A 10976-nucleotide genomic window follows, 5' to 3' on the forward strand; every position below is an offset into this window, starting at 1 on the left:
ACTCCCTCCTCCGCCTTGCAGCCGCACGCACCAGACCCCGCTCACCCACAGCCAAGGCGAAGGTCCCTCGATGCCGGCATGATCCGCCGGACACTCCCTAGCCGAACAGGCGGTCGCGCCCCCCGTGAGGGGCGCGGCGCGGCTGTGTCATACTCGGCCGCGCTCACCGCACGTACCGATCCGGGGGGATCTCCGTTGAATCTCGCGCTCGTCGCTCCTGGAGGCGGCGGATGGCCGGCATAGCCCTGTCCGCGCCCTATCTGGACACCGACGCCGGTCAGCTCGCGTTCGCGCTGGGCCGGCCCGCGCGTGAGGCGCTGGCGGTGCGGGAGCTGACGGTCGGCGGGCTCGATGTGCGGCTCAGGCTGCTGGGCGCGTCGCACCAGGTGTTCGCCGGGCCCGTCCAGGAGACCGTCGCCTGCCTGCCCGGCGTGGACGGCGGCCTGCCGGACACGGCGGAGCACGCCTTCGACGGCTGGTACTACACCTTCCGCGCCCGCGTCGAGCGCCACGCGACGGCCGAGGAGTTCAGCACGCGCGTCGCCCTGGTCCGCGACCGGTCGGACGCGCATCCGCGGGCCCTGTACGGAATCTTCCCCGGCTCCCCTGAGGCGGTCACCGCGCTGGCCGTCGACCCGGAGGACACGGGGCTGAGCTGGCGCACCTGGCACACCTACCCGCAGAGCCGGCAGATCGTGGCGACGCACTCCCGGCTGGAGGCCCGATGAAGAACGCCCGACGCATCAGCGCGATGCTGCTCGCCACGGCCGCACTCGCCGCCTGTTCCAGCGAGCCGGAGGACGGCAACGACGTGCCGTCGTCCTGGATCCGTTCGACGTACACGTCGAACGGTGTGGACTACGTCGACCGCACCGACCCGGCGTCGCGCGTGGCACGGGAGATCGACGGGCACACGGCGGCCCAGGGCCGGATCACCGACGGCGACAAGGAGTTCCTCCGGTACCGCAACGACATCGTCGCCATCACCCCGCGGGCGGACGGCGGCAGCCGTATCGAGATCGCCGACTACCGCAGCGGGTACCGCCGCTGGAAGTCCCACATCCGGACCCAGTGGCCGGACCCGGACGGCAGCGCGTTCCGCGGCGGGGGCCCCGGCTCCGGCAAGTGACCGGCCCCGCCGGCCGGTCCGCGCCCCGCCCGCGCCGTCTCGCAGCCCCGTATCGCAGCCCGTAGACCCCGCACTCCCGCAGAACCCCGTACTCCCGCATCTCCGACGTCGTTCCCGAAAGGCACCCCCGTGGCAGACATCCTCGACTCGGCAGGCATCGCCGTGCTCTACGGCCTGGTCGGATTCGTCGTGATGGCGGTCGGCTTCATCGCGCTCGACCTCGTCACGCCCGGCAAGCTGTTCCATGTGGTGTGGGCCGAGCGGAATCGCGGCGCCGCGGTGCTGCTGGCCGGGCAGACCGTCGCCATCGGCCTGGTCATCGAGCAGTCCATCCGGGCCAGCGAGTCCGAGCAGGGCCTGGGCCTGGGGCTCGCCAGCACCCTGCTGTACGGGCTCGCGGGCGTCGTCGTGATGACGCTGATCTCCTTCGTGGTGGGTCTGCTGACGCCGGGCCGTCTGGGTGCCGCCGTCCTGGAGGACAGCGGCGACCGGCCGCACCCGGCCGCCTGGGTGCAGGCCGCCCTCTACATCGGCACGGCCTTCATGGTCGGCGCCGCCGTCTCCTGAGCCCCCGCTTCTCGAGCCCCCGCACATGAGCACCACCGTCCTGGACCCCGACGCCCCGGCCGCCGAACCGGTCCCGCCGCCGAACGGGCCGCGGGCGCGCGGCACGCGCCTGCTCCTGCTGACGGCGGTGTTCATCTGCGCGGCCTGCGGGCTGGTCTACGAACTGGCGCTGACGGCGCTCGGCAGTTACCTCATCGGCAACTCCGTGATGCAGACGTCCGTGGTGATCTCCGTGATGGTGTTCGCCATGGGCATCGGCTCGCTCGCCGCCAAGCCGCTGCAGCGGCGCGCGGTGGGCGCCTTCGCGCTCGTCGAGATCGTGCTGGCCCTGGTCGGCGGCCTGTCGGTGCTGATCCTGTACGTGGCGTTCGCCTGGCTGCGGCTGTACATGCCGGCCATGGTGGCGGTCTCGTTCGCCGTGGGGCTGCTGATCGGGGCGGAGATCCCGCTGCTGATGACGCTGTTGCAGCGGATCAGGCGGCAGGAGGCGGGGAGCGCGGTGGCGGACATGTTCGCCGCGGACTACGTCGGCGCGCTCGTCGGCGGGCTGTGCTTCCCGCTGCTGCTCCTGCCCGCGTTCGGGCAGCTCAAGGGCGCGCTGGTGGTGGGCGCCGTGAACGCGGTGGCGGGTGGCGGTGTCGTGCTGTGGATCTTCCGGCGGCAGACCCGGCGTGCTGTGCGGCTGGCGCTGTCGGCGGGGGTGGCCGCGGTGCTGGCGGTGCTGGGCACGGTGTACGTGCTCGCGGACGAGATCGAGGTGACCGCGCGTCAGCAGCTGTACCGGGATCCGATCGTGCACGCCGAGACCACCCCGTACCAGGACATCGTGGTCACCCGTTCGACGGCGTTCACGGGGCGCCAGGACACGCGGCTCTTCCTCAACGGCGACCTGCAGTTCTCGTCGGTGGACGAGTACCGCTACCACGAGGCGCTGGTGCATCCCGCCGTGGCGGGGAAGCGGTCGTCGGTGCTGATCCTGGGCGGGGGTGACGCGCTGGCGCTGCGGGAGGTGCTGCGGTACGACGACGTGGAGCGGGTGACGCTCGTCGATCTGGACCCGGCGATGACGCGGCTCGCGCGCTCCTTCGAACCCCTGGTGCGGCTGAACCACGACGCGCTGCGGGACCCGCGCGTGACGGTCGTGCACGCCGACGCGTTCACCTGGCTGCGGGACGCGGGGCCGCGGTACGACGCGGTCGTCATCGACTTCCCCGATCCGGACACGGCGGCGCTGGCCAAGCTGTACAGCGTGGAGTTCTACCACCTGCTGCGGCAGCGCCTCGGGCCGGACGGCCGGGTCGTGGTGCAGGCCGGGTCGCCGTTCTTCGCGCCCAAGTCGTACTGGTCCGTCGCGGCGACCATCGGCGCGGCCGGGTACCGGACGACGACGTACCAGGTGGACGTGCCGAGCTTCGGCAACTGGGGGTACGTGCTGGCGGCGCCGGGCGGCGCCGGGCCGCCGCCGCGCCTGCGGCTGGCCGGGGACGCGCCGCCGCTGCGGTTCCTGGACGACGAGGTCCTGGCGGCGGCCGCGGTGTTCCCGGTGGACCGGCGCCCCCAGGACGTACGGGTGACGACCCTGATGGACCCGGCCGTGCTGGAGTACACGCGCCACGAGTGGCAGAACTACTGACTCACATCGGCACGCGGCGGCCGCTCAGCAGAACCGCGGCGGGGTCGCCGGTGCGGACGGCCTCCACGATCTCCTGGTGCAATTGCCGGCTCTCCTCCTCCGTGGCGCAGGCGACCGGGCTGCCCGTGATCGTGTACCACTCGGACGCGCCGCTGTACTGCACGGTCACGATGGCCCGGCCGTCGGTCCAGGTGGTGTGCACACTCAGATCTCCCCGGACGAGACCCGCCTCGTCGGTCCGTACGCCGCCGCCTTCCGTGATCACTCCGGTGGTCGTCCACGATGCCCAGCTCATAGCGCTCAGTCCTTCCCTCACCGCCGCTGCGCCCCCACCTTCATGCTGCGCCGTGCGAGCGGCCTGTGGCCAGGGCCGCGCGGCCCTTTATGGAATGTGTCGTTCCGCGGGGGCTTCACGGGCCGGTCAGGCGTCGTCGTCACGGTGGGTGAGGTTGGTGCCGGTGCGCGGGTCGAAGACGTGCAGGGCCGACGCGTCCACGTACAGCTCGGCCTCGGTGCCCTCGCGGACACGGGTCGCGGTGCTCAGGCGGGTGACGATCTGGTGGCCCTCGCCGCCGGTCTCGGTGAGTCCGGCGTCGGCGGCCAGCTCCTGAAGCTCGGCCGTGACGGCCGGTGCCCACCCCTCCTCGGTGAAGTGGGCGTACACGTCGGAGCCGAGAGACTCGACGACGTCGACGGTGGCCGTGAAGCGGGCTCCTGGGCGCCCGGGGTCGACCAGGGCGGCGTCCTCGAAGGCCTCGGGGCGCAGGCCCACGATCACGTCGCGCGGGGCCCGCTGCCGTTCCAGCCTCCGGCGTACCCGATCCTCCAGGGGCAGCGCGCCGACCGCCGTGCGCAGCTCGTTCCGCTCCAGGACGGCGTGCAGGAAGTTCATGGCGGGTGAGCCGATGAACCCGGCGACGAAGAGGTTGCGCGGCTGGTCGTACAGGTGCTGCGGGGTGCCGACCTGCTGGACGACGCCGCCACGCATCACGACGACCCGGTCACCGAGGGTCATGGCCTCGGTCTGGTCGTGGGTGACGTAGACGGTGGTGGTGCCGAGGCGCTGCTGGAGGCGGGAGATCTGGGTGCGCATCTGCACGCGCAGTTTCGCGTCGAGGTTGGACAGCGGTTCGTCCATGAGGAACGCCTTGGGGCTGCGGACGATGGCGCGGCCCATGGCGACGCGCTGGCGCTGGCCGCCGGAGAGGTGGGCGGGCCTGCGGTCGAGGTGGTCGGTGAGGTCGAGGATGCGGGCGGCCTCCTCGACCTTCTCCTTGATGGTGGCCTTGTCGGTCCTGGCGAGGCGCAGCGCGAAGCCCATGTTGTCGCGGACGCTCATGTGCGGGTAGAGGGCGTAGCTCTGGAAGACCATGGCGATGTCGCGGTCCTTGGGCGCCCGGTCGTTGACGATCTCTCCGCCGATGCGCAGGGTGCCCTCGGTGATGTCCTCCAGGCCCGCGATCATGTTGAGGGTGGTGGACTTCCCGCAGCCGGACGGCCCCACGAGGATGACGAATTCGCCGTCGGCGACGGTGAGGTCGACGTCCCGCACGGCGAGGGCGCCGTCGGGGTACCTCTTGGTGATGCCCTCCAGCACGATCTCGGCCATGGTGGGATCCTCCTCGGACGGGGTCGGCGGTCAGCCCTTGACGGCGCCGGAGGTGAGTCCGGCGACGATGCGCCGCTGGAACAGCAGGACGAAGACGATGATCGGCACGGTGATGACCACGGCCGCGGCGGCGATCGATCCGGTGGGCTGCTGGAACTGGCTGCTTCCGGTGAAGAACGCGATGGCCGCGGGGACGGTGCGGGCGGCCTCGGTCGAGGTGAGGGAGATCGCGAAGAGGAAGTCGTTCCAGCAGAAGATGAAGACCAGGATCGCGGTGGTGAACACGCCGGGCGCGGCCAGTGGCGCGATCACCAGGCGGAAGGCCTGGGCGGGTGTGGCGCCGTCGACCTTGGCGGCCTTCTCCAGGTCCCAGGGGATCTCGCGGAAGAACGCCGACAGGGTGTAGATCGCCAGCGGCAGCGAGAACGTCATGTACGGGATGATCAGCCCGGCCCAGGTGTCGAAGAGGCCGAGGGCGCGTTCGATGTCGAAGAGCGGCGAGACGAGGGAGATCGGCGGGAACATCGCGATGAGCAGCGACATGCCGATGAGGAGCCGTTTGCCGGGGAAGCGGAGCCGGGCGACGGCGTAGGCCGCCATGATGCCGAGGACGACGGCGACGGCGGTGGCGATGAGGGCGATGCCGATGGAGTTGATCAGGGCCCGGGTGAACTCGGTGGTCTCGAAGATCCCGCGGTAGTTGTCCAGGGTCCATCGGGCGGGGATGAACCGGCCGTCGGTGAGGGTGGCGGGGTCCTTGAACGACAGGGCGGCGATCCACAGGACGGGGATGAGGGCGTAGGCGAGGACCACGATGTTGGCGAACGCCCACCCGGTGACATGGCGTTTCCCGGCGCCCGCCATCAGCGGCCCCCTTCCTGTGCTCCGGGTGCCGCGGCCCCGAAGAGCTTGATGAACGCGAAGGCGATGACGGCGACGCACAGGAAGATCAGTACGGAGATCGCCGATCCGATGCCGAGGTTGAGCGCCGTGAACAGGTTGTGGTAGCCGAGGATCGACACGGAGGGCGTGCCGTGCGCGCCGGCGGTGAGGATGAAGATGCTGTCGAAGACGCGGAACGCGTCGAGGGTGCGGAAGAGCAGCGCCACGAGGATGGCGGGCTTCATCAGCGGCAGGGTGACCCGGAGGAAGCGCTGCCAGGGCCCGGCGCCGTCGACCATGGCGGCGCGCAGCGTCTCCTCGGGGACGAGGGCGAGGCCGGCGAGGAGCAGCAGCGCCATGAACGGGGTGGTCTTCCAGACCTCGGCGAGGATGATCAGGCCGAGTGCGGACCACTGCTCGGTGAGCGGCGCCTCGCCGGCCGGGAGGAGCGCGGCGAGGTAGCCGGTGCCGGGCGTCCAGGCGTACTGCCAGGAGAACGCGGCGACGACGGTGACGATGCCGTACGGGATGAGGACCGCCGTGCGGACCGTGCCGCGCCCGAGGACGGTGCGGTGCATGACGAGGGCGAGGGCGAGCCCGAGGACGAGTTCGACGGCGACGGACACGACGGTGATGAAGAGGGTCACCCAGAACGCCTGCCACCAGAACGGCGAGGTGAGGACGGCGCCGTAGTTGCCGAGGCCGATGAACTCGGCCCGGTCGGGGAAGCGCAGGTCGTGGCGCTGGAGGGAGAGGTAGACCGCGTAGCCGATGGGGTAGGCGGTGACGGCCGCCATGACGACGACGGCGGGTGCGCAGAGCAGCCAGCCGAGGCGGCGCTCCTGGCGTGCTCCTTCGGACCGCGGGTGGTTCATGGGATCAGTCCCCTCGACTCCAGGGCGTCCGTGATCTGGCGCTCGATGGTCCTGACGGAGCGCCGGGGGTCGATCGCGGAGGGCGGGGACAGGGTGTGGGAGATGACGATGGAGACGTTCTGGTACGCGGGCGTCCTGGGGCGGACGCTGGCGTTCTCCAGGGCCTGGAAGATGGCGTCGGCGAACGGGTAGCGCGCGGTGAACTCCTGGTCGGAGTACAGGTCCCGCAGTGTGGGCGGCAGACCGCCCTGGACGGCGGCGGTGATCTGGTTCTCGCGGTTGCGCAGGCACAGCGCCGCCTCGAACGCGAGGCCGGGGTGGCGGGAGTAGGCGCCGATCGCCAGGTCGATGCCGCCGATGGTGGGCCGGGCGGGCCGGTCGGCGTCCATGCGCGGGTACGGGGCCCAGCGGAAGTGCCGGAACAGCCGCGGGTTGTTCGCCTGCATCGACGGATAGACGAACGGGTAGTTGAGCTCGAAGGCGGCGCGGCCCGCTTCCATCGCGAGGCGGTTCTGGTCCTCCATCTGGTTCGGCAGGGAGGGGTCGGCGGCCGGTGAGCGGGCCAGCTCGCGCATGACGGCGGCGGCGCGTTCGGCGGGGCGGCCGAGTGCGGGTTCGGTGGCGTCCTCGGTGAGGATGGAGCCGCCGGCGCTGGCGACGAGGGTGTTGAACCAGACGGTGAGGCCCTCGTACGGGGCGCCCTGGATCTCGATGTAGTGCGGTTTGCCCTCGGCGGCGAGCCCGCGGGCCATGTCGAGCATCTCGGACCAGGTGCGCGGGGGCTCGGGCACGAGGTCGCTGCGGTACCAGAGGAGCTGCGTGTTGGTGTTGTACGGGACGGCGTACAGCCGGCCCTTCCAGGTCGCCGTCTGCAGCGGCACCTTGAGGGTGCCTTCGACGGCGCGGTCCCGTAGCGCGCCGGTCCACGGCAGGATCCAGCCGGCCTCGGCGAACTCGGCGGCCCAGGTGACGTCGAGGCCCATGATGTCGATGGCGTCGTCCTCGGCGGCGAGCCTGCGGACGAGCTGCTGGCGCTGCCCGTCGGCGGTGCGCGGCAGCTTGTTGTAGACGATGCGGTAGCGGCCGCCGGACGCCCGGGTGCAGGTGCGGGCGGCACCGGCGAGGGCGCCGGAGTCGTCGGGGAAGTTGTACCAGTTGAGGGTGGGCGGGCCGCCCGCCCGTTCGGAGCCGCATGAGCTGAGCAGCACGGCGAGCATGGACAGGGCGATCAGGACACGCGGCCCTCGGGCGGCCGCGGGACGCGTCGGGCGCCGCACGCTTCACCTCCCCGTACCGTTCGGTCACCGGGGCAGGGGGCCCTCCGGCCTGCCGACCGTAAGCCCGGGGGCGGTGGTTCGGCGGCACGGAGGGCCAGGTGTCACGTGCGGCCACCCGAGTGGCCGACGTCTGCGTCAGCGGGTCAGTAGGGGCCGTTCACGTTGTCGATGGAGCCGTACCGCGCGGCGGCGTAGTTGCAGGCGGCGGTGATATTGGCGACCGGGTCGTACGGGTCGAACGAGGTGCCGGGCACGTGGTAGGCGCGGAACGTCGGGTCGATGACCTGGAGGAGGCCCTTGGACGGGGTGCCCGCCGCGGCGTTGGAGTCCCAGTTGTTGATGGCGAGCGGATTGCCGGAGGACTCGCGCATGATGTTGCGGTGGATTCCCTCGTACGAGCCGGGAATTCCGCGCTCGGCCATGATGTCCAGGGATTCCCTGATCCAGCCGTCGAGGTTGTTCGGGTACGTCTTCGCGGCGACCGGCTTGAGGGCGGTGCGCTGCTCGGAACGGTCTGCGCGGTCGGTGGCGGCGCGGGCGGCGGCCGGGGCCTTGGCGCCGATCGTCAGCTTGAGGCCGGGGCGGATGAGCGACGGGTCGTCACCGATGGCCTTCTTGTTGTCCTCGTACAGCTTCTTCCAGCCGCCGCTGACGGAGTGGTCCGTGGCGATGCCGTACAGCGTGTCGCCGGCGACGACGGCGTACGTGACGGGGGTGGCGGCGCGGGGCAGTGCCGCGGGCGCGGCGGCCGGGGCGGCGGCGGGCTTCGCGACCGCGACGGCGGGGGCCACGGCGGGGGTCGCCGTGGCGGTTCCGGCAGCGGTCAGCGGCAGGGCGAGTGCGGCCCCTCCGGTGCTCGCGATGGCGAAGCCACGGGTGACGCGGTTGTTCTTCGGGCGGCGGTGCTTACCCTTCGGGGGCATGGCGCATTCCTCTCCGGCGCCTGCGAGGTGAGCTGTCGGGTTCGGACTGGAGATGTCCGGCCGCAGTGCGACTGCGACTTCACCCCAAGCCGTTCCGTGGCACGGAACGGCGGCTTACCTGGGTCCCCCGCTCCTGCCGTACGTGAGTGGGTGCGGATTCCGGAAGGCGGCAGGATTCGGCGGCCCTTCCGGATTGACGGTGACCGTAGACGAGAGCGGCCGGGCGGAACAAGGCCGGAATTCCGGGCCGGTGATCCATCGGATCTTGAGGCGGACGCGAATTCCGTTGAATTTGGCGGTGACCGGGAATGCGGAGGCTGCGGCGCCGTGACCGATGTCACGGAACGGCGCGCGGTTTTTCGGCGTCACCGCACAGCACAAAGCGCCGATATATCCGGCTGGTTATCCTCAAAGCGCTGGAATCGGACTTATCAGTCATTTCGCTTGAGTTGGGCTCGCTCGGGCAGCAGTGCCGGATCGGTGGCGATGCCGCGCAGGCGGCGGAGGATTCCCTCGGCGGCGCGGTCGTAGCAGTCGGTGTCGCCGCGCAGCACCGACTCGGCGTCGGCCGCCTCCAGCAGAGCGGCGATCTCGAAGACGAGCTGCGGCACATCCGTGTCCGCGTGCGCCTCGCCCGCCTCCCGCGCCTCCCGCACGGTCTGCTCCAGGAGGGCGGTCCAGTCGGCCCTGGCCGCCGCCACCATGTCGTGGATCCTGCCCTCGCGGGCGCCGTACTCGGCCGCCACCGTGCGGAAGAAGCAGCCGCCGGGGAAGACCCGGTCCCGCGAGCAGGCGAGCCGGCGGGTACAGAGGTGCCACAGGCGGCCCAGGCCGGGCGGGAGTTCGCGGGCGGGCTGCACGACGTGCTGGGCGAACACCTTGCCGGCCATGCGCACGGTGGCGAGCTGCAGGTCCTCCTTGGAGCCGAACAGGGCGAACACACCGCTCTTGCTGAGCTTGAGCTCCCCCGCGAGCCGCCCGAGCGACAGGCCGCCCAGCCCTTCGACGGACGCGATCGCCACGCCGCGTTCGAGGATCAGCCGACGGGTCCGGTTCCCGCGCTCGACGCGTCCGTCGGTGCGTGGTGTCGGTGTCATGGCGCCCCACTGCACTGACGGCGCGGAGGCCGGGGTGCGCGATCGCGCACAGGGACGCGGCGGCAGCTCGGCCGGAAAACGCCGCCCGACCGGCCCACCGGAGCGTGCCCGCTTCACTACGGTGCGTGCAGAGCATCCGTACCGCACCCGAGGGAGCACCACGACGTGAACCGCCTGCGTGCCGTTCTGTCCGCATTCGCCCTGACCGTCACGGTCCTGTCCGCACCGGCCCCGGCCGCCGCCGCCCCCGCCGCCCCGACCCCGGCCCAGGTCCCGGCCCCGGCCCAGGTCCCGGCGGACGGCGCCGTGGGGGACGACGCCCGCAAGGAGCGACCGGCCGTCTGCACCGGCGAGTTCCAGGGCGACGCCCGACTGGGCCCGAAGTACCTGCCCCGGCCGCAGCAGAAGCCGGTCGGCCCGCTCCTCAAGGGCTACCAGCGCACCGGCGGCCTCTCTCCGAAGGCGTTTCTCGCCACCTACTGGAAGGACGAGGGCCCCGAGGGTCCGGGAGGCTGGAAGTACCCGCCGAACGACGGCTTCGCCGAGGTCAACGGCACGGTGGACAAGCATGTGGAGGTCCTCGAACCGGGCGAGAAGCTGGACCGGTTCGGCTCCGAGTACGGCTCCTACCTCGCACCGGCCGGAGACCCGTACGCCCAGCGTGCCCTGCCCCCGCAGAACCTCAACACCCGCGAGCCGGCGTACCCGTGCGACTACCACCTGTACGTCGTGACGCGGCCTTTCCCGGTGTGGCAGGGGTCCATCGCGCCCTGGTTCGGGCAGCCGGGCGGCGGACAGCAGATCAAGCTGGACGCGGCGCTCCTCGACCCCGGTGAGGGTCAGCGCCTGAACGTCAAGTGGCTGCTGGCCGAGGGCTATCTCGCCCCGGCGGCCGGCTCCGCCTCCGCCTCCGCCTCCGCGGCACGATAGGCCCGCCCGCCATGGACCGCCACGCCCTGCACACCGCCCTGCGCGCCCGGGGCG

12 protein-coding genes and 1 riboswitch are annotated in these 10976 nt (G+C 71.7%); of the genes, 5 read left to right on the forward strand and 7 right to left on the reverse strand.

Annotation, left to right across the window (positions count from 1 at the left end; translation table 11 throughout):
* Nucleotides 1-230 precede the first annotated feature (230 nt).
* The 4 genes from HTZ82_RS19570 to HTZ82_RS19585 all read left to right on the forward strand — a co-directional run bounded on the left by HTZ82_RS19570 (nucleotide 231) and on the right by HTZ82_RS19585 (nucleotide 3329).
* Entirely contained in the window at nucleotides 231-728 is a 498-nt protein-coding gene (locus HTZ82_RS19570) for a DUF2617 family protein (RefSeq protein WP_175410721.1), read from the forward strand.
* Nucleotides 725-1129 carry a DUF4247 domain-containing protein gene (locus HTZ82_RS19575; RefSeq protein ID WP_175410722.1) on the forward strand — a complete coding sequence of 135 codons (405 nt, stop codon included), beginning with the start codon at nucleotides 725-727 and terminating at the stop codon, nucleotides 1127-1129. The genes HTZ82_RS19570 and HTZ82_RS19575 overlap by 4 nt, the downstream gene beginning before the upstream one ends.
* A gap of 129 nt (nucleotides 1130-1258) precedes the next feature.
* On the forward strand, nucleotides 1259-1696 hold the full coding sequence (locus tag HTZ82_RS19580) for a DUF350 domain-containing protein (RefSeq protein ID WP_175410723.1): 438 nt from the start codon (nucleotides 1259-1261) through the stop codon (nucleotides 1694-1696).
* A gap of 25 nt (nucleotides 1697-1721) precedes the next feature.
* Nucleotides 1722-3329, forward strand: a complete 1608-nt coding sequence (locus HTZ82_RS19585) for a polyamine aminopropyltransferase (protein WP_175410724.1) — start codon at nucleotides 1722-1724, stop codon at nucleotides 3327-3329.
* A gap of 1 nt (nucleotide 3330) precedes the next feature.
* Here HTZ82_RS19585 and HTZ82_RS19590 read toward each other — a convergent pair whose 3' ends face one another.
* From HTZ82_RS19590 to HTZ82_RS19620, 7 genes are all read right to left on the reverse strand, one after another.
* Nucleotides 3331-3624: a hypothetical protein gene (locus tag HTZ82_RS19590; RefSeq protein ID WP_175410725.1), complete on the reverse strand. Its 294-nt coding sequence runs from the start codon at nucleotides 3622-3624 to the stop codon at nucleotides 3331-3333.
* A gap of 126 nt (nucleotides 3625-3750) precedes the next feature.
* Nucleotides 3751-4938 (reverse strand): ABC transporter ATP-binding protein, encoded by a 1188-nt coding sequence (locus tag HTZ82_RS19595; RefSeq protein ID WP_175410726.1) that lies wholly within the window; start codon nucleotides 4936-4938, stop codon nucleotides 3751-3753.
* 30 nt (nucleotides 4939-4968) lie between these two features.
* Nucleotides 4969-5802: a carbohydrate ABC transporter permease gene (locus HTZ82_RS19600; protein ID WP_175410727.1), complete on the reverse strand. Its 834-nt coding sequence runs from the start codon at nucleotides 5800-5802 to the stop codon at nucleotides 4969-4971.
* Nucleotides 5802-6695 carry a carbohydrate ABC transporter permease gene (locus HTZ82_RS19605; RefSeq protein WP_175410728.1) on the reverse strand — a complete coding sequence of 298 codons (894 nt, stop codon included), beginning with the start codon at nucleotides 6693-6695 and terminating at the stop codon, nucleotides 5802-5804. The genes HTZ82_RS19600 and HTZ82_RS19605 overlap by 1 nt, the downstream gene beginning before the upstream one ends.
* Nucleotides 6692-7972 carry an ABC transporter substrate-binding protein gene (locus tag HTZ82_RS19610; RefSeq protein ID WP_309235572.1) on the reverse strand — a complete coding sequence of 427 codons (1281 nt, stop codon included), beginning with the start codon at nucleotides 7970-7972 and terminating at the stop codon, nucleotides 6692-6694. Before HTZ82_RS19610 ends, HTZ82_RS19605 begins: the two co-directional genes overlap by 4 nt.
* Before the next feature lie 143 nt (nucleotides 7973-8115).
* Nucleotides 8116-8895: a LysM peptidoglycan-binding domain-containing protein gene (locus HTZ82_RS19615; protein ID WP_175410729.1), complete on the reverse strand. Its 780-nt coding sequence runs from the start codon at nucleotides 8893-8895 to the stop codon at nucleotides 8116-8118.
* A gap of 4 nt (nucleotides 8896-8899) precedes the next feature.
* A riboswitch (cyclic di-AMP (ydaO/yuaA leader) is annotated at nucleotides 8900-9058 on the reverse strand.
* Between the two features lie 268 nt (nucleotides 9059-9326).
* The gene (locus HTZ82_RS19620) at nucleotides 9327-9992 is read right to left on the reverse strand and encodes a TetR family transcriptional regulator C-terminal domain-containing protein (RefSeq protein ID WP_175410730.1); all 666 of its coding nucleotides are present in this window, start codon (nucleotides 9990-9992) and stop codon (nucleotides 9327-9329) included.
* A 165-nt stretch (nucleotides 9993-10157) separates the two neighbouring features.
* Here HTZ82_RS19620 and HTZ82_RS19625 point away from each other — a divergent pair, with 165 nt between their 5' ends.
* Nucleotides 10158-10922 carry a TNT domain-containing protein gene (locus HTZ82_RS19625; RefSeq protein WP_175410731.1) on the forward strand — a complete coding sequence of 255 codons (765 nt, stop codon included), beginning with the start codon at nucleotides 10158-10160 and terminating at the stop codon, nucleotides 10920-10922.
* Nucleotides 10923-10976 lie beyond the last annotated feature (54 nt).

The sequence above is a fragment of the Streptomyces sp. TRM64462 genome, from assembly GCF_013362995.1.
Lineage (GTDB): Bacteria > Actinomycetota > Actinomycetes > Streptomycetales > Streptomycetaceae > Streptomyces.